Annotated in this window: 17 protein-coding genes; 14 read left to right on the top strand and 3 right to left on the bottom strand. The window is 60.0% G+C overall.

Features of this window, described 5'->3' with window-relative positions:
- Window positions 1–155: 155 nt before the first annotated feature.
- Window positions 156–1,460, top strand: a complete 1,305-nt coding sequence (gene gabT, locus Q0X23_RS07250) for a 4-aminobutyrate--2-oxoglutarate transaminase (RefSeq protein WP_297859679.1) — start codon at window positions 156–158, stop codon at window positions 1,458–1,460.
- A 12-nt stretch (window positions 1,461–1,472) separates the two neighbouring features.
- Here the strand turns inward: gabT and Q0X23_RS07245 are convergent, their stop codons facing one another.
- Entirely contained in the window at window positions 1,473–2,264 is a 792-nt protein-coding gene (locus tag Q0X23_RS07245) for a hypothetical protein (RefSeq protein WP_297859678.1), read from the bottom strand.
- A 973-nt stretch (window positions 2,265–3,237) separates the two neighbouring features.
- On the opposite strand from Q0X23_RS07245, the gene Q0X23_RS07240 reads away from it, so the two are divergent.
- From Q0X23_RS07240 to Q0X23_RS07225, 4 genes are all read left to right on the top strand, one after another.
- Window positions 3,238–4,593, top strand: coding sequence for an ABC transporter ATP-binding protein (locus Q0X23_RS07240; protein ID WP_374707450.1), 1,356 nt, complete (start codon window positions 3,238–3,240; stop codon window positions 4,591–4,593).
- Window positions 4,586–5,491 carry an ABC transporter permease gene (locus tag Q0X23_RS07235; protein WP_297859677.1) on the top strand — a complete coding sequence of 302 codons (906 nt, stop codon included), beginning with the start codon at window positions 4,586–4,588 and terminating at the stop codon, window positions 5,489–5,491. The genes Q0X23_RS07240 and Q0X23_RS07235 overlap by 8 nt, the downstream gene beginning before the upstream one ends.
- A gap of 82 nt (window positions 5,492–5,573) precedes the next feature.
- Window positions 5,574–6,359 carry an ABC transporter permease gene (locus Q0X23_RS07230; protein ID WP_297859676.1) on the top strand — a complete coding sequence of 262 codons (786 nt, stop codon included), beginning with the start codon at window positions 5,574–5,576 and terminating at the stop codon, window positions 6,357–6,359.
- An 81-nt stretch (window positions 6,360–6,440) separates the two neighbouring features.
- Window positions 6,441–7,469 carry a spermidine/putrescine ABC transporter substrate-binding protein gene (locus Q0X23_RS07225; protein WP_297861182.1) on the top strand — a complete coding sequence of 343 codons (1,029 nt, stop codon included), beginning with the start codon at window positions 6,441–6,443 and terminating at the stop codon, window positions 7,467–7,469.
- 738 nt (window positions 7,470–8,207) lie between these two features.
- Here Q0X23_RS07225 and Q0X23_RS07220 read toward each other — a convergent pair.
- Together Q0X23_RS07220 and Q0X23_RS07215 are read right to left on the bottom strand one after the other, a co-directional pair.
- Window positions 8,208–9,830, bottom strand: coding sequence for a hypothetical protein (locus Q0X23_RS07220; protein WP_297859675.1), 1,623 nt, complete (start codon window positions 9,828–9,830; stop codon window positions 8,208–8,210).
- Between the two features lie 304 nt (window positions 9,831–10,134).
- Complete coding sequence (locus tag Q0X23_RS07215) at window positions 10,135–10,497, bottom strand: hypothetical protein (RefSeq protein WP_297859674.1); 363 nt, start codon at window positions 10,495–10,497, stop codon at window positions 10,135–10,137.
- Window positions 10,498–11,743: 1,246 nt separating this feature from the next.
- Between Q0X23_RS07215 and Q0X23_RS07210 the strand changes: the two genes are divergently transcribed.
- The 9 genes from Q0X23_RS07210 (at window position 11,744) to Q0X23_RS07170 (ending at window position 22,055) form a co-directional block, all read left to right on the top strand.
- Window positions 11,744–13,006 (top strand): serine hydrolase, encoded by a 1,263-nt coding sequence (locus tag Q0X23_RS07210; RefSeq protein ID WP_297859673.1) that lies wholly within the window; start codon window positions 11,744–11,746, stop codon window positions 13,004–13,006.
- 135 nt (window positions 13,007–13,141) lie between these two features.
- Window positions 13,142–14,494, top strand: a complete 1,353-nt coding sequence (locus Q0X23_RS07205; RefSeq protein WP_297859672.1) for an aspartate aminotransferase family protein — start codon at window positions 13,142–13,144, stop codon at window positions 14,492–14,494.
- An 8-nt stretch (window positions 14,495–14,502) separates the two neighbouring features.
- Window positions 14,503–15,477, top strand: a complete 975-nt coding sequence (locus Q0X23_RS07200; protein ID WP_297859671.1) for a threonine/serine dehydratase — start codon at window positions 14,503–14,505, stop codon at window positions 15,475–15,477.
- 44 nt (window positions 15,478–15,521) lie between these two features.
- Window positions 15,522–16,550 carry a PotD/PotF family extracellular solute-binding protein gene (locus Q0X23_RS07195; protein ID WP_297859670.1) on the top strand — a complete coding sequence of 343 codons (1,029 nt, stop codon included), beginning with the start codon at window positions 15,522–15,524 and terminating at the stop codon, window positions 16,548–16,550.
- A gap of 41 nt (window positions 16,551–16,591) precedes the next feature.
- Window positions 16,592–17,257, top strand: a complete 666-nt coding sequence (locus tag Q0X23_RS07190) for a GNAT family N-acetyltransferase (protein ID WP_297859669.1) — start codon at window positions 16,592–16,594, stop codon at window positions 17,255–17,257.
- Window positions 17,254–18,795, top strand: coding sequence for an amidohydrolase (locus tag Q0X23_RS07185; protein WP_297859668.1), 1,542 nt, complete (start codon window positions 17,254–17,256; stop codon window positions 18,793–18,795). The genes Q0X23_RS07190 and Q0X23_RS07185 overlap by 4 nt, the downstream gene beginning before the upstream one ends.
- On the top strand, window positions 18,792–19,238 hold the full coding sequence (gene aac(6') / locus Q0X23_RS07180; RefSeq protein WP_297859667.1) for an aminoglycoside 6'-N-acetyltransferase: 447 nt from the start codon (window positions 18,792–18,794) through the stop codon (window positions 19,236–19,238). The genes Q0X23_RS07185 and aac(6') overlap by 4 nt, the downstream gene beginning before the upstream one ends.
- Window positions 19,235–20,596, top strand: coding sequence for an aspartate aminotransferase family protein (locus tag Q0X23_RS07175; RefSeq protein WP_297859666.1), 1,362 nt, complete (start codon window positions 19,235–19,237; stop codon window positions 20,594–20,596). The genes aac(6') and Q0X23_RS07175 overlap by 4 nt, the downstream gene beginning before the upstream one ends.
- Window positions 20,597–20,678: 82 nt before the next feature.
- On the top strand, window positions 20,679–22,055 hold the full coding sequence (locus Q0X23_RS07170; protein ID WP_297859665.1) for an FAD-binding oxidoreductase: 1,377 nt from the start codon (window positions 20,679–20,681) through the stop codon (window positions 22,053–22,055).
- Window positions 22,056–22,059 lie beyond the last annotated feature (4 nt).

Here is a 22,059-nt window from a genome sequence, read left to right as displayed (position 1 = left end):
AGGCGACCTACCTGGGTATCAGGCCCCCAGCTAGCCTCCCCCGTTGGGGAGGAAGAAGTGGTTTGCTTTATGCACCAGCCCTGACTCCTCGCCCAAGGGGTACACAAGCGAGAGCGGGCGGGATACACTCGAGGTCGGACTATCGGAGGAAATCTATGATTCAAGCCCCTTCCAAAAACCAGGCCTTGATCGAACGGCGGCACAAAGTGGTGCCCCGAGGCGTCTCGCAGGTACACCCCATCGTGATTGCCCGCGCTCAGGGCGGCAAAATTTGGGATGTCGAGGGCAAGGAATATCTCGACTGGTTTGGGGGGATTGGGGTGCTCAATGTGGGGCACAACCACCCCAAGGTGGTAGAGGCGGTCGAAAGGCAACTGCACCAGTACATGCATACCTGCTTTCCCGGCGTGGCCTACGAGCCCTACATCGAGCTGGCCGAGCGGCTTACGGCCACCGCGCCCATCGGCGGCGATAAAAAAGCTTTCTTCCTCAATACCGGCGTGGAGGCCACCGAGAACGCCATCAAGATTGCCCGCTCGTTCACCAATCGGCCCGGCGTGATTGCCTTCCGGGGCAGCTTCCACGGGCGCACCCTGATGGGCATGACCCTTACCGGCAAGTCCAACCCCTACCGCCAGAATTTCGGCCCCTTTGCCCCCGAGGTCTACCACGCGCCTTACCCGAGCGAGTACCACGGCGTGGACACCCGCAAGGCCCTGGACGGGCTGCACGAGGTATTCGATACCCAGATTCAGCCCGACCGCGTGGCCGCCATCATCATCGAGCCGCAGCTCGGCGAGGGGGGCTTTGTACCCGCACCCAAACCCTTCCTCAAAGCCCTGCGCAGCCTTACCCAGAAGCACGGTATCGTGTTTATTGACGACGAGGTCCAAACCGGCATAGGCCGCACCGGCAGGTTCTGGGCCATCGAGCATGCCGAGGTGGAGCCCGACCTGATCTGCTTCGCCAAGAGCATTGGTGGCGGCCTGCCCATCGGCGGGGTGCTGGGCAAGGCCGAGATCATGGACGCACCCACCGTGGGCGGCCTGGGCAGCACCTTCGGCGGCAACCCCCTCTCGTGCGCGGCAGCCCTGGCGGTTCTGGACATCTTTGAGCAGGAGAACCTGCTAGAAAAAGCTCAAAGGCTGGGGGAAATTTTGCACGAGGGCTTCCGTCAGATTCAGGCCCGCTTCCCTCAAGCTGTGGGCGATGTGCGCGGCCTGGGGCCCATGATTGCTATGGAGCTGGTCAAAGACCCCCAGAGCAAGGCCCCCGACCCACAACTCACCAACCGCTTGCTGGATATCGCCCGCGAGAAAGGGCTGCTCTTATTCAAGGCCGGAATGCATGCCAACGTGATCCGCTGCCTGGTGCCGCTGGTGGTGAGCGAAGAGGAAGCCAGGAAGGGTCTGGAAATTTTGCAGGCGAGCCTCGAGCAGGCCCTGAGCGAGCCAAGGTAAGACACCTTCCCGCTACACCTGGAAGACGCGCTCACTTCTGGCGTCTTCGTTTGACGTGTCTAGCTCGAGTATCTTCGATTCAACCAGGATTCCCTCTTTTACATGCCCTTGGTAATTGAGCAAGAGTCCTTCCCGCATGTCCAAGGACAGGTCGTAGTAATCAGCAACCAACCACCAATCTTCCGGCCCGGACCAACCCGCCAAAAAAGGTGGGGTTTCTCGTTCTGGAAAAGGTTTGGGTACCCCCCGTAGCAGCACTACCGGGCGATCCAGATATCTGTCCTCGCCTACCAGCTCAATCTGCACCTCGGCTAGTAAGGGCCTGAAGTGGTAAAGTTCGTTTGTACCGGACATATCGGGAATGCGTGCATCTACGTTTACAGGATTACAATAAAATTCATCGCCTTCGGAGCTAAGACAGCGATACTCGTGGATCGGTTTAGAGGAGACCACTTGGTAGGTACCTTTGTCCCACACTTTTTTGACTCCCCGCCAGTTAACCGTATCGAACCATTCCTCCCTTTGTTTATTGGGAAGTGTATACAAGCAGTACCTCTTTCGGTAGCCCACCCCCGGAAGCCACCAGAACTCACTTTCTGCAATCTGAAAACGGGGCTGCAACAGTTCCTGTTGAAGCAACTTTGGATCGAGTTTAGGCCTGTGTTTCGATGGCAGACGCCAACTGGAGTAAAACCCAAACAAGGGTACGTTGAGCCGCCAAAGGCTTTTGAAATACAAGCCAAAGTCAAAGCGAAAACTTCCCGAAACCATCCTGATGAAGACATCTTGAAGGGTAATGGCCATAGGTAGCTGCAGAATTACCGGGGAGGGTAATAGGGTGGGGATGGTGGCGGTTCATCAGGGAAACACTTGACGAAATTCTCTATAGGACCAAAAGTTATGGGGGTTGCAGCGACAAGCCCCGGGGCTTCACGCAAAACGTAAACCCAAACGCGGTATCTAGCGTCGCTGCAAGGGGCAAATATGTATGTCGAAGATACACTCCAAGCGGCTGATTGTTGAGCACCGATAGTCTGCGCAATGCGAGTCAGGGGACCTTCTCTACCAATCTCAACCCATCTTGGTACAAAGCCAATGGAAGGCTTGGCGCGCTCAAGAACCATGTATAAATGGTACTTCAAGCCGGGCCAGGGTGGTTCGGTCGTACATTTACCTTCTGCTTTTGCTTTCACAATTCGCGTCATGTTGAATCCTTGACCCCACCACGCAGCGTGTGGATAGTCAACCCTTATCGTGCAGGTAGTTTTAGAGGCTCGAGTTTGTTGCGAGCTGAGCTCATTGGATTCCTCAGCGGTTCCTTCAAAAATGACACTACCCTGCTGATGCTGAGAATGCCCTGGGTCATGCGCCCCACAAGCCGTAATCAGTAACCCCAGCCCAGCAACCAGCAACCAGCAACCAGCAACCAGCAACCAGCAACCAAAAGATGAGAAACGCATAGCTGAATTAACCTCCATAGTCCAGGCTACATTTGGGGCAGCCAGAATCATTGTAGGTTAGCGCTTCAAGTGAGGTCAATAGCAAATATTTTATTTATACTAAGTACACATTTATTGCTTCCTATACCTAGCCGCTATGCAGCAACACAGTCATTGGTGCCAAACGCTCCGGCACTAGTACGAGGGCATCCTTTGCTTTTCCTGACCTTTCTCCAAGGTAGGTAGCTTCTGCCCTTAGGTGTCTTGCTTCGGTAACTGCACACACATCCCCGAGCGGTTCAAAAGCGCCGTGTCCTCTGGTAATCTAAGGCCCAACCATGAACGTCGCTGCACGGCCCCCGGCCACAAGCGAATCCCTTTCCATACAGAACGTGGTCAAAAAATTTGGCGACTTTACCGCGCTGGGCGGGGTCAGCCTCGAGGTGCCCTCCGGCGAGTTTTTTACCCTTTTAGGCCCCTCGGGCTGCGGCAAAACCACCCTGCTGCGGATTATTGCCGGCCTCGAGGTGCCCACCGAGGGCCGGGTGGTGCTCCTGGGCAAGGATATCACCCCCCTACCGGCCAACCAGCGCCCGGTCAATACCGTCTTCCAGAGCTATGCCCTTTTTCCCCACCTTTCGGTCTGGGAAAACATCGCCTTTGGGCTTAAAAGCCGCCGCATGGACAAGGCCGAGGTGGAGCGGCGGGTCAAGTACGGCCTCGAGATTTTGCAGCTCGAGCGCTTCAAAGACCGCCTGCCCCACCAGCTTTCGGGTGGGCAGCGTCAGCGGGTGGCCCTGGCCCGGGCCCTGGTCAACGAGCCGCAGGTACTGCTTCTGGACGAGCCCATGAGCGCCCTGGACGCCAAGCTGCGGGCCGAGGTGCAGGTGCAGCTAAGGCGGCTCCAACAGCAACTGGGCCTGACCTTTATCCTGGTCACCCACGACCAGGACGAGGCCATGGCGGTCTCGGATCGCATCGCCCTGATGCGCATGGGCCAACTCGAGCAGGTCGGCACCCCGGACGAGGTCTACGAGCGGCCCCGCACCCGCTACGCCGCCGAGTTTCTGGGCGCGGCCAACCTCATCAAAGGCCTTCGGCTTCCCATGGGTTTCGAGGCCTCTTTTGGCAAGCTGGCCCTGAACCGCACCCCCCCCTGGGACGAGGGCTACGTGGCCATCCGGCCCGAGCGGGTGCGGCTTTCCGAGGTCGAGCCGCAGCAGAACGGCCTCAGGGTGCGGGTGCGCGAGGCGGTCTACCGGGGGGCCTATCAGGAGGTCTGGCTCGAGGCCCAAAGGGCGCGAGCATCCGATGAATTGCGGGAAAGTTTATCGAGCAGTGCAATGGCCTCGTCTTCGCTCGAGGCCCAAAGGGCGCGAGCATCCGATGAATTGCGGGAAAGTTTATCGAGCAGTGCAATGGCCTCGTCTTCGCTCGAGGCCCAAAGGGCGCGAGCATCCGATGAATTGCGGGAAAGTTTATCGAGCAGTGCAATGGCCTCGTCTTCGCTCGAGGCCCAAAGGGCGCGAGCATCCGATGAATTGCGGGAAAGTTTATCGAGCAGTGCAATGGCTTCGTCTTCGCTCGAGGCCTGCGATATTCGCGTGCGTACCGCCCCCCACCCCACCTTTCAGGCCGGGCAGGAACTCTGGGCCGAGCTACCGGCAGATGCACTGGTGGTGCTGGATGAATAGGCTCATCGTCTGGTTCGGTGAACTCACCACCCCCGCCCAGCTCTACCGCCGAGGGCTGTGGTTCTTGCTGCCTGCGGTTATCTGGATTCTGGGCTTGCTGGTGATACCGGGCCTCTCGCTGGTGGCCCTCTCCTTTGCCGAACGAGGCCAGTACGGCGAGGTGGTCTGGCGCTTCAATCTGGAAAACTACGCCCGTCTGCTGGGCTATGGCATCTTCGGCTGGAGCCCCGACACCATCCTGATTTTGCTGCGGAGCCTCTGGGTGGCTTTTGTCACCACCCTGGTCTGCATCGTGCTGGCCTACCCCCTGGCCTTCTTTATTGCCAGCAGGCCGCCCCGCACCCGCTACCTCTGGCTGGCGCTGGTGATTATTCCCTTCTGGACCAACCTGGTCATCCGCACCTACGCCTGGCAGATGTTGCTGGCCCCCGACCTCCCTTTCGCCAAGCTGGCCCAGGGCCTGGGCCTCCTGGCCCCGGACGCGGGCCTGTACCCCAGCCCGCTGGCGGTCTATATCGGTATGGTGACGGCTTTTCTACCGTTTGTGGTGATGCCCCTGTTCTCCTCGGTCGAACGGCTCGACTGGAGCCTGGTGGAAGCAGCCCAGGACCTCTACGCCAGCCGCATCCGTACCTTCTTTCAGGCCGTCTGGCCCCAGACCCTGCCGGGCCTTACGGTGGGTGTGATCCTGACCTTCATCCCGGCCATGGGGATGTTCGTCATCCCCGACCTCCTGGGCGGAGCCAAGTATCTTCTGGTGGGCAACCTGATCCAGCAGCAGTTTTACGCCAGCCGCGACTGGCCTTACGGAGCGGCGGTTAGCCTGGGCCTGATGGTCATGACCCTTATTGGTTTAGCCCTCTACCGCCGCCGGGGGAAGGATGTGGATCTGGTATGAAGCGGGCCGGTAGCCAATGGCCAATGATCCATAGTCGAAAAGTCACAAACCATAGACTATCGGCTATTGACAGGAGGCATATATGCGCCTGAACCCCTGGGTGGGCATTACGGCCATCGCCACGCTGGCCTTTTTGTACCTGCCCATGCTGGCGGTGGGGGTGCTTTCCTTCAATAAAACCCGCTACGGCCTCACCTGGTCGGGGTTTACCTGGGACTGGTACGTGCGGCTTCTGAACAATCCGGACATCCTCGAGGCCACCCGCAACACCTTCGTGCTGGCGCTGGTTTCCACCGTTATCGCTGCCGTACTGGGCACGCTTTTTGCCATTGCCCTCGAGCGCTATCCCTGGCCCCGGCGCAGCCAGGGCTTTTTGGAGAACCTCCTATACCTGCCGGTGGTCACACCCGACATCATCTTTGCAGTGGCGCTGGTGGTGGCCTTTGGGGCTTTTCGCATGGTCTCGAGCCTCTTTGAGCCGGGCCTCTTCACCATGATTCTGGGCCACGTGACCTTCCAGATTGCCTTCGTGGCCCTCACTGTGCGCAGCCGCCTCAAAAGCCTGGGGCACGACCTCGACGAGGCCGCCCGCGACCTCTACGCCAGCTACAGCTACTTTGTGCGCCGCGTCCTGCTGCCCCTGCTCACCCCCGGCATCGTGGCCGGGGCCATGCTGGCCTTTACCCTCTCGCTGGACGACTTTGTGATTAGCTTTTTCACCGCCGGCCCCACCTCGCAAACCCTGCCCCTCCTGATTTACGCCTCGGTGCGGCGGGGCGTCACCCCCGAGATTCACGCCCTATCCACGCTGATTTTTTTGATAACGGTGTTCCTGGTGCTGGCCTCCGAACGCCTGACCCGGCGCTGAGCTAGCTCAAAGTGAGCCCCAAACCCGCATGGAGAAACGTAAGCCCCTACGGTAAACTAAGTACATCCTGGAGGAGAAATGATGAACCGCCTGCTGGCTCTACTCGGCTTAATGGTTTTGCCCCTGGCCCTGGCCCAGCCCCGCGAGATGCGGCTTTTTATCTGGTCGGAGTACATGGATCCGGCCATCATCAAAGCCTTTGAACAAAAGTTCAACCTGCGGGTGCGCATCGACCTCTACGAGTCCAACGAAGATATGCTGGCCAAACTCCAGGCTGGCGGGGTCTCACAATACGACGTGATTGTGCCGGGCGACTACATCATCCCCACCCTGATCCAGCTCAAGCTGGTACAGCCGCTGGACAAGAGCAAAATCCCCAACCTGAAGAACCTCGAGCCCAAGTTTGCCAACCCGCCCTTCGACCCCGGCAACCGCTACAGTGTGGCCTACCAGTGGGGCATGTCGGGCATCATGTACCGCAAAGACCGTGTGCCCACCCCCACCAGTTGGAGCGTAATTCTGGGGCCGGGGGCCGAGAAGCCCTTTGTGCTGATGGACTCCATCCGCGAGATGATGGGGGCCGCGCTGCGCTACCAGGGCAAGTCCATCAACAGCAAAAACCCCGCCGAGGTGCGGGCTGCCGGGCAGGTACTCCTGAACGCCAAAAAGAACCCCCGCTTCCTGGGCTTTGAAGGCGGGGTGGGGGCCAAGAACCGGCTGGTCGCAGGAACCGCTACCTACGCGGTGGTCTACAACGGCGATGCCCTCAAGGCCGCCGACGAGAACAAGAACGTGGGCTTTGTGGTGCCCAAGGAGGGGGCCGCGCTCTTCCTGGACAACCTGGCCATTCCTGCCCGTGCCCCCAACCCCGAGGCCGCCCACCAGTTCATCAACTTTATTCTGGATGCTAAAATCGGGGCCCAGCTCTCCAACTTCAACCGCTACGCCACCCCCAACAAGGCCGCCCTGCCTTTTATCAACCCCGCCGACCGCAAGAACCCCGCCATCTACCCCGATGCCGCCACCATGGCGAAGCTCGAGTTCGTCCTCGACTTGGGGCGCGATACCCGCCTCTACGACGAGGTCTGGACAGCGGTGAAGAGCCGCTAGAGGTACGGGTTCAGGCCCAAAGCAAAGCGAATCAAAGCCGCCGGTGTCGCGTTGTTCAGCCGTTCCACTATTCCAGTCCGGGCATTACAACCCAGACAAAGCTGCACAACTTCACCACAATAGACCCCCTGGTAGTAGGGTTCACTACCAGGGGGACAAGGAGGCCCCCCTACGGGCCAAATTCGTATGTAGCATACTGCAAAACCCGTAGTTTGCTGGGAACTGTCGCATCTTCCAGTATCACAAAAATCAACTTGCCTGGTTGGCTTACAAATTCTAATGCGGGCGCATCCGAGCATTGCACCCGCAGGCGGGGTAACCGTCTGTCGTACGGAAGAATTTTCAGTTCATAGAAGCCCTTCCACATCTCCAAGGCAGGCAAGGGAGGGCTGAGGGTTTCATTCCGCAATGGGCTGGTCGCGGATCGGGTCATCTGGAATCGAACCGCTACAAACGTTCCTTCACTACCCGGCCTGGGCTCCCAGTCTCCAGCAACCTCCTCTTCATCGTGATCTCTGTAGTTCCCGGGGTTGAAATAAAGCCTACGAAAAAGATATTCGCGATCACCTGACTCAACTCTGACCTCGGCCTGGATACCCTGTGGGCACAGGGCCGGGTTATCGGGAAAATAGAACAGGTACATGGTTGCAGGAGCAGGGGACGGAAACGGGCAGGCCGTAAGTATCAAGGTAAGGCCCACCAGATGCCACCTAGACCACCTGAGTCCTTTCATTGCAGCTACCTCCGGTACATGCCGGCCCCGCTATAGTAGGCGCCCATATCGGTTACGTTGACAAACGTACCCTCCCTGAAGTCGCCCTTGTCTCTGGTTATCCACAAAAACACAGTGGCCGAGAACCATCCCTCGTGCACAATGTAGGCTTGAGACATAACGTAGTGACCTTCCAAGCCATTATCTCTACCGGTCGGGTAAAGGGCGATGACTGGCTCATTATCCCGACCAATCTTTCCACGTGCAATGTCCCGTACACGCCAGGTGTGTTGACTAAAGTCAACCCAGGTTATTGGCATACCTACAATGATCCACGCTCCCGCCGAGTAAACTAGGTTGATAAATGCCTTGTGGCTACCCCGCATCTCCCAGTTTTGTCCTTCGGTGTTGGCGTGATCTCTAATCCAGTTGTTTGCACCGGGAATCATGTTGGTGTCGCGGGTCAAGCCCGAGCCCCTGTAATGCCAGGCATCTGTGTAACGGCCAATTTTGGGTTGGTAAAAGTTGGAGCCCAGGTGCACCGGTTCAAACATCAGGAAGGCTACGTCCCTTGCCGTGGCAGGGGGTACAGCGTCTGTATTTACGAAATTAACGTTGGAGCCGCCTGTAAACGCACTTCGTTGGATGGCATACCAGGCGAAAACCCGAATTATGGACATGGGGCCACAACCAACAACATCTAGGGGCATTAAGCCGCTGTTACCAAAATCCCAGGCGCCCCACTGGCCTCCATTAGGTGGAACTCTGGAATAAGGATAAAAACTCATCCACTGGTTATTTCCCAGCGGATCAGCATTCTGAATATCGCTCCCAATCCGACACTTGTTACCAGCGGGGCAGTCGCTAGCGTCCTGAGGGTTGTCGGGGTTGTAAAAGCTGTTGTTCGCCAGGTCTCCGTTGTAACGGTTTTTCCGTACCACGCTGGCGTAGCCCATCCCAGCGCAGAACCAGCCCATGCACCAGGTTCGCTCGTTGGTGTAGCTGGGGCTTACTCCTTGAGCAGCCTTCTGCGCCTCCAACGCGGTTAGCAGTCTGGGTACATTCAGGATACCATTGGGCAGGGTTACCTCGTCCAGCGTGGGCAGTCCAGCGCTTTGAGCCAGGCTCTTCTTATTGGCCTCGGTGCGAAGCCTGTCCCAGTCTTCCTTGATCTTGTCCAGGATACCGTCCTTCTGCCGCTGTTCAAAGAGTACCTGCTGGGCCTGTCGCCAGAGTTTTGCCTGTTCGGCGCTTACCTCGGTAGATGTAGCGGTATCCCAGATGCGTCCACGCTGGTCTTCAAGGTAGAGAATCCCAGGCGAGGGGCTCAGGAAGCGCTTGAAGGAACCTGCTTTGGTTCGGGTTTCGGTCAGGCTTCTGAAGCTACCAGCGGGCATGACGAAGGTGAAGAAGCTGCGCTTATCGGTGGCCCCAACAGCGTAGAGGGCATGGCTGGGTTGGGGGTTGTTCAAAATGCCCCAAAAATCGCTGGTCTCTGGCCCGACTAGGAGCAGGTGGTGCAAGGCTTTTCCGGCCATGTCATAAACCGTTTCGTTGGCAAACTTGTAGGTTTTTGCTTCTTGCAGGCTGACTCCTCCAGCAGAGACCTTCATCCCCAGGACCAGGGCTTGGGCCAGGGCCACGGGCACCGGTTCACCGTCCGAGGGAGAGGTTTCAAGGGGCAGTTTGGCCTGCTGGGTTCCGCACGCCGCCAGCAGCAGAACTAGCCCAGCGACCAGCGACCAAAAGATGAAAAACGCATAGCTGAATTCACCTTCATAGCCCGGGCTACAGTTTGGGGTAGCCAGTCACAGTGTAAATCAGGTTGAAAAAATAGGTCGTGTCTAGATTTATGTGTAAGCGTCTGTGTATGAGGGGCTACCGCTTCAGCAGCATATTTTCCAAGGTCCCCTGCGCCTCCGAAAAGCGCTTGGGCTCGTGTTCCATAGCACCCTACACCTGGAATATGCGCTCAGTGCTGGCGTCATCGTTTGAGTAATCTAGCTCGAGCACCTCCGACTCCACCAGGATGCCTTCTTTTACAAAGCCCTTGTAGTAAAGCAGCAAGCCCGATTGCATATCGAGTGCGATGTGATACCGATCGGCTATTCTCCACCAGTCCTCTGGCGTGGGCAAAAAGTAGTACAAGCGCTCTATTTCGGCTTCGGATTTGGGCTCCCCCTGCAGCAAAACTGCTGGCCGCCCTAGATGGGTGGTTTCATCCATAACCTCTAGCCTGAGAACCGTCAGCAAGGGTCGAAGGTAAAAATGCTCTTCGATGCCCGATAAGTCGGGGACTCGAGCCAGATCATTCACAGGGTTACAATAAAAACATTCCATCGGATCCAATCTTTCAAAGTCGCATCGCCCAACGGGATTACGGCCAGCCACCTTATATACACCGTTTTGGTGCAGCACTTTTATTACTCCATGGTGGTTCACCGAGTCATACAGTTCTTCAACATCGCCCCGAATAAGCTTAAACCGCTTTCTGAAGCCTAGGTATGGGAGCCACCAAAACTCGCTCTCGGAGACCAAAAAGCTTGGTTGAAGCAGCGCGTGCTCGAGCTCGTCGGGTGTTGGCTTGGGCTCTGGTTGGTTGGGAAGCCGCCAGCTCGAGTAGTAGCCGAACAAAGTCTGGTTTAGCTTCCTACGAATCTTGTAATACCACCCATAAAGACCCACGTTCAAATACGTCATTTTGAGTATAGCGTCCTGCAGAGAGGTTTTCACAAGCACCTCGACTACCTAGTAGGTGGATCAGGTTTCGGCTTCGGATCTTCAAAGCATTTGATTTCAACCGGAGTCGCCACGGGCCCAAACACGATGGGCGTCGAAGCCGCAAGCCCGGGCGCTTCTCGCACTATATATGCCCAAACGCGGTATCTGGCGTTGTGGGTGCATGGCGCAACCACGAAGGTCGAAGATGCACTCCAGATTCCTGTTTGCGCAGTAACCAGGGTTTGGGCAATTCGTGTTATGGGGCCCCCTCTGGCAATCTCAACCCATCTGGGCTCAAAGCCAATCGTGGGCTCGCCTCGCTCCAACACCATGTATAGATGGTAGCGCAAGCCTGGCCAGGGGGGTGATGTTTCGCAGTTTCCACTGGCTTTTGCTTTCACTATATCCTGTTGATTATAAAGGGTGATTTTCCATGTAGTTTTATGGGGGTAATCCAGCCTCATGGAGCATTTAGTGGCTGAGGCTTTTATTTGCAGAGAATTGACCAGATCCCCCGATTCTGACCCGACATTGGATTCCACCCCCTCGGCATAGAAAAGGACGCCTTCGGATTCATATTCTGGCCAATAATCGAGATTCGCATTGTCGGTTGTAGCACAAGCCACAAGCAACAAAACTAGCCCAGCGACCAACGACCAACGACCAGCGACCAACGACCAAAAGATGAAAAACGCATAGCTGAATTCACCTCCATAGTCCGGGCTACAGTTTGGGGGAGTAGCCAGCCGCACTGTAAATCAGGTTGAAAAAATATGTCAACAATTCTAACGGTATTTAAACTCAGGTATATTATTCTTATCGAGCCCTACAATGCAATCAGATGCCATTTCAAAGTCTCCAGACTAAGCTTCAAACCCTTCTCCAAGACCCCCTACACGCCATTCCCAGCCTTCAGGTTGTGGTCATCCGGGCCGGGAACATCGTCTATGCCGAGTCGTTTGGAGACCGCTATATTGACCCGAACGACCCCGGCAAAAACCTTCCGGTAAACAACCAGACCCGCTTCCGGGTAGCCTCCATCTCCAAACTGGCGGTGGCCCTGGGGATAATGCGGTTGGTTGAGCAGGGCACAATAGACCTGGAGACCGACGTAAGCGAGTACCTGGGCTTTACCCTGCGGAACCCGGCCTTCCCCAAGGCGCCCATTCGCGTCTGGCATCTGCTTAGCCACACCTCTTCGATTCGGGACGGTAGCCGATACGCCGTTCCCAGCCCCTACACCCTACAGGATTTCTTCAGACCGGAGGGGCGCTTCTTTGAGGACGGGGCGCACTTTGACCCCCGCCATGCCCCCGGCGCCTACGCCCAGTACGCCAACCTCAATACGGGGGTGCTGGGCACCCTGATTGAATGTGTTGCAGGGGTGCGCTTCGACCTGTTTATGGAGCGAACAGTGCTGCGGCCTCTGGGGCTGGGAGGTGGGTTCAACGTGAGCCGGTTCACCCCGGAGGAGATCGGCAACCTGGCGGTGCTGTATCGCAAGCAAGCGGGCGGCGTGTGGAACCCTTCAGGCCCCTGGGTAGCGCAGGTAGATGACTACGGCGGTGTGGCACCCCCTGGCCCCATGACCCAGAACCCCAATAAACCCGACGACAGTTTGGTGGTGGTGAACCTGAGCACCTACCAGCCTGGCACCAACGCCACTTTTTTCTCGCCGCAGGGGGGCCTACGGGCTTCGGCCTTGGAACTGGCCCAGATGGCGCTGCTGTTTATGGGGAAAGCACCCCCCATCCTGCAACCCGCCACGCTACAACAGATGTTGCAACCCCAGTGGATATGGGACGGACACAACGGCGATACGATGGAGGGGCAGGCCCTCAGTTGGGGGTTGGGGGTGTGGCGTTTTACCAACACCCCCGGTCTGGATTGTCCGGTGGGGGGTCACGGGCGGCCCTGGTATGGGCACCTGGGCGACGCCTACGGTCTGCTGAGCGGGCTGCTCTTCGACCCAGAGGAACAGAACGCACTCGTCTACATCCTGGGTGGGCAGGGCCGTGGCCCCACCACCCACAGGGGTATTTACTCGGCCTATACCCGCTGGGAGGAGGAGGTTCTCAGCGCCCTTTACGTTCTGCTAAGCTAAGGCCAGATGGACGTGCAGAAGGCCTGCATTCCGCCTCCGGGGCCCGGGGTTGTTTGGTGCTGCAAGCAGTACGTTGTTTTTGCGCTTGGCCGGTGATAACCGGCCCCAAACCCCAGACCTTCCCTGGAGGAAGTTATGTCATATATCCAGCTCAAAACCCCCATTCCCGGCCCCAAAAGCCAGGAACTCCAATCGCGCCGGGCCGCCGCCGTGAGCGCTGCGCTGGCCCAGGCCAACCCCATCGCGGTGAAGAAAGCCCACGGCTCGCTGGTAGAAGACGTGGACGGCAACACCCTTATTGACCTGGCAGGCGGCATCGGGGTGCTGGCCGTCGGGCACACGCCCCAAAGCGTGGTAGAAGCCATCAAAGCCCAGGCCGACGAGCTGTTGCACATGTGTAGCATCGTGGCCAACTACGAGCCCTACGTAGCCGTTTGCGAGGCCCTGAACCGGCTCACCCCCGGCAACTTCCCCAAAAAGACCCTCCTGGCCAACGGCGGGGCCGAGGCGGTGGAAAACGCCGTCAAGTTCGCCCGCCGCTACACCGGGCGCAGTGGGGTGATCGTCTTCGAGGGGGCCTACCACGGGCGCACCAACCTGACCATGGCCATGACCAGCAAGTGGGGCCTTTTCAAGAAGGGCTTTGGCCCCTTTGCTCCCGAGGTCTACCGCCTGCCGGTGCCGAACCTGTACCGCACACCCAAGGGCATGACCCCCGAAGAATACGTGGACTGGGCCTGCTGGAACCTGGAAAACGCCCTGACCGCCCACATAGACCCCTCGGCGCTGGCAGCCATCGTGATTGAGCCGGTGATCGGCGAGGGGGGCTTTATTCCGGTGCCGCACCAGTTCCTGCGCAAGATCCGCGAGGTCTGCGACACAACGGGTGCGGTGATGATTGCCGATGAAATTCAGAGTGGCTCGGGCCGCACCGGGAAGCTCTGGGCCATCGAACACAGCGGGGTGGTACCCGACCTGATTATTAGCGCTAAGAGCCTGGGAGCGGGCATGCCCATTAGCGCCGTGACGGGCCGGGCCGAGATTCTGGATGCCCCCCACGTGGGCGGGGTGGGCAGCACCTACGGCGGCAACCCCCTGGCCTGTGTGTCGGCTCTGGAAGCCCTGAAGATACTCGAGTCCCCCGGCTTCCTGGACAAAGCCCAGCGTATAGAACGCATAGTGCGCGAGACCTTTGAGCCGCTGAAGGGCGAAATTCCGGTGCTGGGCGATGTGCGCGGGGTGGGGGCCATGATGGTGCTCGAGTTCGTCAAAGACCCCCAGACCAAAGAACCCTGGCAGGAGTTCGCCATGGAGACCATCAAGCTGGCCTCGAGGCGGGGCGTTATTCTGATCCGGGCCGGGCTTTACACCAACTGCATCCGCTTTTTGCCTGCCCTGGACATCCCCGAGGAGATGCTGCTCGAGGCTTTGGGGGTGGTGGCGGGGGCCATCCGTGAGACCTACCAGGCCATGGCGGTGGGGGCCTAGGGCAGCGCATGGCCGGTTTGCTCGCCTCGGATTTGCCCCGGGCCATCCTACAGGCCCGCGCCCACCTGCGGCCCCACGTGCGCGAGACCCCACTGGACCTATCGCTGGCCCTCTCGCAGATCACGGGGGCTCAGGTCTGGCTGAAGCTCGAGAACCTCCAGCACACCGGCTCCTTCAAGGTGCGGGGGGCGCTGAACAAGCTGCTTTCGCTCTCGCCCGAGCACCTGCAAAAAGGCGTGGTGGCGGCCAGCAGCGGCAACCACGGGGCCGGGGTGGCTTACGGACTCCATAAGCTGAGGGCCAGGGGTGTGGTTTTTGTACCGGAAGGGGCCAGCCCGACCAAGTTGGAGGCCATCAGGCGCTATGGGGCCGAGGTGCGCATCTACGGGCAGAGCAGCGAAGATACCGAGATTTATGCCAGGCAGTATGCCCGGCAAAACGACATGACCTACATCTCGCCCTACAACGACCCGGAGGTGATTGCCGGGCAGGGCACCATCGGGGTAGAGATGGCCCAACAGATGCCACAATCCCCAGATGCAGTCTTTGCGACGGTGGGGGGCGGCGGGATGATCGCTGGCATCGCCTCGTACCTCAAATCGGTCTGGCCGCGGGCCCAAATGGTCGGCTGCCAACCCCAAAATGACGCGGCCATGCTGGCCTCGATCCGGGCCGGACAAATCGTCTCGGTTGAGGCTAAGCCCACCCTATCGGATGGCAGTGCGGGTGGTTTGGAGCCGGGGGCCATCACCCTTGGCCTCTGCCAGCAGTTAGTTGACGGCTGGGTCACGGTCACTGAAGAGGAAATCAAGGCGGCCATGCGGCTTTTTTTAGAGACCCAACACCAGCTTCTGGAGGGGGCCGCAGGGGTCGCACTGGCGGCTTTTCTCCAGAATTCCGCGCAATACCAGGGACAAACAGTGGTCATCGTCATCTGCGGAGCCAATATCGGCCTTCCGATGCTCCAGGCTATCTTGCAGTAGCGTACCCACAACCGTATGTTGATAAGAGCCAAAAGGAGCAAATCATGAAACATATCCTCGCGCTGATGATTTTTCTGGCGCTGGCTTTCGCACAAAACAACACCCTCCAGCTTTACACCTGGACCGACTACATAGACCCGGCCATCGTGGCCGATTTTGAGAAACAAACCGGCCTCAAGGTACGCATCACCTACTACGAGTCCAACGAGGAGATGCAGGCCAAGCTCCAGGCCGGCGGCGTCAGCCAGTTCGACCTGGTAGTACCCTCGGATTTCATTGTGCCGGTGTTGATTAACCTGAAGCTGTTGCAACCCCTGGACAAGAGCAAAATTCCCAACCTGAAAAACCTCGAGCCCAAGTTCACCAACCCCCCCTTCGACCCCGGTAACCGCTACACCGTGGGGTACTTGTGGGGCACGGTGGGCCTGATGTACCGCACCGATATTTTCAAGACCCCGCCCGCCTCCTGGAGCGTGCTCTTCGACCCCCGGCAGCAGAAGGGGCCTTTTACCTTAATGGACTCTTCGCGCGAGATGCTGGGCATCGGCCTGCGCTACCTGGGCCGTTCGGTTAACACCACCGAACCTGCCCAGGTCAAGCAGGCCCTGGAGGCCATGCTCGCCGCCAAGCGGAGCCGTAATTTCAAGGGCTTCCAGGGTGGGGTTTCGGCCACCAAGCTGCTGCTGGCCAACCAGATTGTGGCGGCGGTGGTCTACAACCAGGACGCGCTGCGGGTGGCCGAGGGCAACCCCCGCTACGGCTTCACCATTCCCAAGGAGGGCAGCACGCTTTTCATCGATAGCATGGCCATTCCGGCCAAAGCCCCCAACCCCGAGGCCGCGCACCGGTTCATCAACTTCATCCTGGACGCTAAAATTGGGGCCCGCCTGGCCGAGTACCAGCAGTCGGCCACCCCCAACGCCGCCGCCAAAAAACTCCTGAAGCCCGATATGCTGGGGAACCCCGCCATCTGGCCCAGCGAAGCCCAGATGAAAGTGCTCGAGTTCATTCTGGATCAGGGCAACAAAAACCGTGTACTGGACGAAGCCTGGACGCAACTCAAAAGCCGTTAACAAGCAGCCCGACCTATGGCTATGGGCTATAAAAAACCTTTATGCGCGAACTTCTGGTAAGCCCCGACCACCGCTTTGCGGTGGTGCAGTCGGAACCCTGGATGGCCGAGGCGCTCGAGGCCATCCAGCGGGCTTCTTTTCCCTCGCTGGCCATAGACGAGCTGATCACCGCCGAGCACTACCAGGCCCATATGCGGGTTTTCCCCGAGGGGCAGCACGCGGTAGTGAAGCGTGAGACCGGCCAGGTGGTGGCCTGCTCCACTGACCTGCGCACCCGGGTCAACTTTCTGCACTTTCAGCACAAGTACATGGAGGCCGTGGGGCACAACTGGCTCACCACCCACGACCCCCAGGGCGACTGGCTCTACGGGGCTGATATCGGCGTCCACCCCGCATTTCGCGGGCTGGGGCTTTCCACCCTGCTCTACACCGCCCGCCAGGAACTGGTGCGCCGCCTGGGCCTCAAGGGCCACGTGGCCGGGGCCATGCCCAAGGGCTTTGCCCGCTATCAGCGCGACCTTTTCATCGAGCAGTACGTGGCCCGGGTGGTCAAAGGCGAGATGTTCGACCCGGTACTCTCAGTACAGCTCAAACGCGGCTACAACGTCTGGGGCATTATGCCCGACTACCTCGACGACCCCAGTTGTGGCAACTACGGGGTGTTTATCGTGTGGCGCAATCCCCAGGCCCCAGGAAGGAATCCATGAGCCGTTTACTCCTGTACGGTGGCCAAATCCTGAACCCCTCGAGGCGGGGGGGGGTGTACCGCCTGGAGCCCCTCGAGGCCCTCTACGTGCAAAACGGCAGGATTGCCGCTACAGGCGTCCTTTCCGACCTTCTGAAGCTGGCCCCGCCGGGCACTCCGCAGCTTCACCTGGAAGGCCGCACCCTGCTCCCCGGCTTCAACGACGCGCACGTGCACATCTGGAAAGTGGGGCAACTGCGCACCACCCTGCTCGATTTGCGGGGCATTACCTCGCTGGCCGAGGTGTACGCCAGGGTAGCAGAACGGGCCAGGACGCTGAAGCCCGGCGAGTGGTTGTGGGGGCGGGGCTGGAACGAGGCCATGCTGGTCGAAAAGGCCATGCCTTCCAAAGCTGCCCTGGACAAACTTGCGCCCCATAACCCGGTGCTGCTCACCCGTACTTGCGCCCACATTCACGCGGTGAATTCCCGTGCCCTACAGCTATCGGGCATTACCCCAGAAACCTCTGTGCCCGGTGGGGAGATCCACTACGACCAGGGCATCCTGTACGAAACCGCCTACGGGCTGGTCTTTCGGGCTATGGGCGAGCCCACCCAGGCCCAATACGAGCTGTGGGTGAAGGCGGGATGCGCGTACCTGCGCAGCCTGGGCATCACCAGCGCCACCGACCCCGCCGTAGACCCGCCGCTCTACGCCGCCTACCGGGCTTTGGACGAACGCGGCGAGCTCCCCATCCGGGTCAACCTGCTCTACATCCGCCGCCCCGACGGGGGCACCGAGACCTTCCCCCTGCCCGAGAAGCACGTTTCCGACCGGCTGCGTTGCGACTCGGTGAAGTTTTTTGCCGATGGGGGGCTTTCCGGGGCTACTGCCGCCATTTCCCAGCCCTACAAGACCCTAAAGCCTCCCCAGTACGGCATCCTGCGCTTCGAGGAGGAAGAGCTATTCGCTCTGGCGCTCGAGGCCCACCGCGCAGGCTTTCGCATCGGCACCCATGCCATCGGCGACCGGGCCCTGGATCAGGTGTTGCGGGTCTACGAGCGGCTCTACCAGCAGACCCCAGGCCCGCGCCACCGCCTCGAGCACTTTGGCCTGGCCGGCCCAGAGCACCTGCAAAAAGCCCGCGAACTGGGGGTTATCGCCGTACCCCAGCCCATCTTTTTGCGCGAGCTGCGGGCCAACTACGAGCGCTACGTGCCCGACGAGTGGCTGAAGCGCTGCTTCAACCTGCGGGCCATGTTCGAAGCGGGCCTGACGGTAGCCTTTTCATCGGACGGGCCGGTGGTGCATCAAGTGGAGCCCCTCAAGGGTTTGCAGGCCGCCCTGCACGAGCCGCTGGTGATGGGCAACGAAGTGGGCCTCGAGCAAGCCCTCTGGGCGTACACGCAGGGCGGGGCCATCGCCCAGGGCGATGAGGGCAACCGCGGCAGCCTGGAGATGGGCCAGTGGGCCGACTTTGTAGTGCTGGAGGGTGATATACAAGACCCCTACAGCCTTTGTGTACAGCACACCGTGCTGGGCGGGGAGGGGTTCTCTTGACCATCCGGCGCTTGCAACCTCAAGACCTACCGGCCTACTTCCGGCTGCGCACCGCCTTGTGGCCCGACAGCGCTTCGGATTTTGAGCTCGAGGTGGCCGAAATCCTGCAGTCCGACCATCAGGTGGGTTTTGTGGCCGAACAGGAGGGGGCACTGGTGGGCTTTGTGGAGGTCTCCTTGCGGGCCTACGCCGAGGGCTGCGAAAGCAGCCCGGTGGGCTACCTCGAGGGCTGGTATGTCGCACCCACCCACCGCAAGACCGGCGTCGGGCGCCGGCTGGTGGAGGCCGCCGAGGATTGGGCCCGGGCCCAGGGTTGTACCGAGATGGCTTCCGATAGTGAAATTTCGAATACCCAGAGCCACCTGGCCCACGCCCGCCTGGGCTACCAGGAAGTCGAGCGCATCGTGTGCTTTCGCAAACCCCTCCAAGAGGTAGAAACATGAACGCCAGCGCAACCATTGATCGCAACAAAGTCAAAGCCCTGATGCAAACAGAGCAGCAGCTTTTTGCTGAGCGCCACCCCAGGTCGTTTGAACTCTATCAGCGTGCGCAAAACTCGTTGCTGGCGGGGGTGCCCATGCACTGGATGACCCGCTGGCCGGGGGGCTTCCCGATCTTTGTGGCCGAGGCCAGGGGGGCCATATTTCGCGATGTGGACGGGCTTCAGTACATAGACCTGTGCCTGGGCGACACCGGGGCCATGACCGGCCACTCGCCCCAGGCTGCCCTGCCCAGCATCACCCAGCAGCTAGAGAAGGGTATCACCACCATGCTGCCCTCCGAGAACGCCTTCTGGGTAGCCGAGGAGTTGCAGCGCCGTTTTGGCCTCAAGTACTGGCAATTCGCTCTCTCGGCCACCGACGCCAACCGCTTCTCGCTCCGGCTGGCGCGGGCCATTACCGGCAGGCCCAAGGTGCTGGTCTTCCACGGCTGCTACCACGGCACGGTGGACGAGGCCTACGCCTGGCTGGTGGATGGAAAACCCGCCAGCCGCCCCGGCAACATCGGACCCCAGGTAGACCCCACCCTGACCACCAAAGTGGTGGAGTGGAACGACCTGGCGGCCCTGGAAGAGGCCCTTCGCCCTGGTGACGTGGCGGCGGTGCTGGCCGAGCCGGTGATGACCAACGTGGGCATCGTGCAGCCGCTGCCGGGCTACCACGAGGCCTTGCGCGAACTTACCCGCCGCTACGGCACGCTGCTCATCATCGACGAAACCCACACCCTCTCGGCAGGGCCGGGGGGCTACACCAAAGCACACGGCCTGGAGCCTGATATTCTGACGGTGGGTAAACCCCTGGGCAGCGGTATTCCCAGCGCAGCCTATGGCTTCACTGAGGAGGTTGGGCAAAAAGCGCACAGCGTCATCCAACCCCCCTACGCTGATACCGGAGGCATCGGGGGCACCCTGGCGGCCAACGCCCTCTCGCTGGCGGCCATGCGGGCTACCCTCGAGCACGTCCTGACCGAGGCCGCCTACCGGCGCATGATGGCCCTGGGAGAGCAGCTCGAGGCCGAAGTGCAGGACGTAATCAAAAAGCACAGCCTGCCCTGGCACGTCACCCGGGTGGGCTGCCGGGTGGAGTACCTCTTCCGCCCCAACCCGGCCCGGAATGGTTCCGAGGCCCTGGCCGGCCAGGACCCCGACCTCGACCCCTTTATTCATCTGTTCATGTTGAACCGGGGCATTCTGCTCACCCCCTTCCACAACATGACCCTGATCTCGCCCGAGACCACCCCCGAGCAGGTGCGGCGGCACACCGAGGTCTTCGAGGAAGCGGTGCAGGCGCTTCTGGGCTAATTCGCTGTTACCTTCGGCCCTGGGCCTTTGGCGCCAGGCTTTCCAACTCAGCCCGATTCTAGATGTATACTGTATACAATTTATGACCAACCCCATAGCCGAAGTCGTTATCTGCGGAGCCGGTATCGCCGGGGTCGCGGCGGCCTATTACCTGGGGAAAAAGGGCTTGAAGGACATCGTTATTGTGGAGCAAGGCGACCCCCTTTCGCTCACCTCCGACAAGTCTACCGAGGCCTACCGCAACTGGTGGCCGGGGCCGGACGGGCACATGATTGCCCTCATGAACCGCAGCATCGAGCTGCTCGAGGTCATCGCCCGCGAATCTTCCAACCGCATCCACCTAAACCGCCGGGGTTACCTCTACGCTTCTGGCGATGCAGGCAAAATTCCCATGCTGGCCCAGGCTGCCCTGGATGCTGCCCAGAAGGGCGCGGGGGCTCTGCGGGTTCACGACCACAGCCACAGTTCCTACCGGCCCTCCCCTGCCCAGGGCTTCGACCCCTGGCTCGAGGGAGCCGACCTGATTAGCGACCCAGCCCTGATTCAGCAGCACTTTCCTTACCTCAACACCCACACCCGGGCTGTACTGCATGTGCGCCGGGCGGGCTGGCTCTCGGCCCAGCAACTGGGAATGTACCTGCTGGAACAGGCCCGCGAAAGCGGGGTTCGGCTGGTACGGGGCCAGGTGGTGGGGGTGGATCTAAAGGGCGGGGCGGTGGCGTCTGTGCAGGTCAAATACCCCGATGGTTCCATGCACACCCTGGGGACGCAGGTCTTCATCAACGCCGCCGGGCCCATGCAAAAACAGGTGGGCCAGTTGCTGGGGGTGGAACTGCCCGTCTTTGCCGAGCGGCATCTCAAGATGAGCTTCAGCGAGACCCTGGGCGCTATACCCCGCGAGGCCCCCATGCTCATCTGGATGGACGAGACAGAACTGCCCTGGAGCCCCGAAGAACGGGCCGTGCTGGCCGAGGAGGAGAGTACCCGGTGGCTCTTAGGAAAGCTTCCTTCGGGTGTCCACTGCCGGCCCGATGGGCCGGAGGCCAGCACCACCCTGCTGGTGCTCTACAACCTGCACACCGGGCCTGTGGAGCCCGTCTTCCCCCTTCCCAAAGACCCCCACTACGCCGAGGTGGCCCTGCGCGGCCTGTCGGTGATGGTTCCGGGCATGCAACGGTATTTCGAGAAAGCCCCCAAGCCCTGGATAGACGGGGGCTATTACCTTAAAACCCAGGAGAACCGTCCCCTGATTGGCCCCCTTCCGGTTAAGGGGGCTTACATCGTTGGGGCGCTATCGGGCTTTGGCGTGATGGCCGCCTGTGCGGCTGGAGAGTTGCTTGCGGCTCATGTGACCGGCGCTGCATTGCCCGGCTATGCTCCGGCCTTTTTGCTATCGCGCTACCAGAACCCAGCCTACCAGGCCGGGCTGCAAAACTGGGGCGATACTGCGCAGCTATAGTTCA

This window comes from Meiothermus sp. (genome assembly GCF_026004115.1).
Taxonomy (GTDB): Bacteria; Deinococcota; Deinococci; order Deinococcales; family Thermaceae; genus Meiothermus.
This window is presented reverse-complemented; position numbering and strand designations above follow the sequence as displayed.

Coding starts and splice junctions, on each gene's coding strand:
- Q0X23_RS07230 (WP_297859676.1), top strand. CDS start 5,574: ATGCGCCTGAACCCCTGGGTGGGCATTACGGCCATCGCCACGCTGGCC.
- Q0X23_RS07190 (WP_297859669.1), top strand. CDS start 16,592: ATGCGCGAACTTCTGGTAAGCCCCGACCACCGCTTTGCGGTGGTGCAG.
- Q0X23_RS07170 (WP_297859665.1), top strand. CDS start 20,679: ATGACCAACCCCATAGCCGAAGTCGTTATCTGCGGAGCCGGTATCGCC.
- Q0X23_RS07200 (WP_297859671.1), top strand. CDS start 14,503: ATGGCCGGTTTGCTCGCCTCGGATTTGCCCCGGGCCATCCTACAGGCC.
- Q0X23_RS07245 (WP_297859678.1), bottom strand. CDS start 2,264: ATGGCCATTACCCTTCAAGATGTCTTCATCAGGATGGTTTCGGGAAGT.
- gabT (WP_297859679.1), top strand. CDS start 156: ATGATTCAAGCCCCTTCCAAAAACCAGGCCTTGATCGAACGGCGGCAC.
- Q0X23_RS07240 (WP_374707450.1), top strand. CDS start 3,238: ATGAACGTCGCTGCACGGCCCCCGGCCACAAGCGAATCCCTTTCCATA.
- Q0X23_RS07225 (WP_297861182.1), top strand. CDS start 6,441: ATGAACCGCCTGCTGGCTCTACTCGGCTTAATGGTTTTGCCCCTGGCC.
- Q0X23_RS07175 (WP_297859666.1), top strand. CDS start 19,235: ATGAACGCCAGCGCAACCATTGATCGCAACAAAGTCAAAGCCCTGATG.
- Q0X23_RS07195 (WP_297859670.1), top strand. CDS start 15,522: ATGAAACATATCCTCGCGCTGATGATTTTTCTGGCGCTGGCTTTCGCA.
- Q0X23_RS07185 (WP_297859668.1), top strand. CDS start 17,254: ATGAGCCGTTTACTCCTGTACGGTGGCCAAATCCTGAACCCCTCGAGG.
- Q0X23_RS07235 (WP_297859677.1), top strand. CDS start 4,586: ATGAATAGGCTCATCGTCTGGTTCGGTGAACTCACCACCCCCGCCCAG.
- Q0X23_RS07205 (WP_297859672.1), top strand. CDS start 13,142: ATGTCATATATCCAGCTCAAAACCCCCATTCCCGGCCCCAAAAGCCAG.
- Q0X23_RS07210 (WP_297859673.1), top strand. CDS start 11,744: ATGCCATTTCAAAGTCTCCAGACTAAGCTTCAAACCCTTCTCCAAGAC.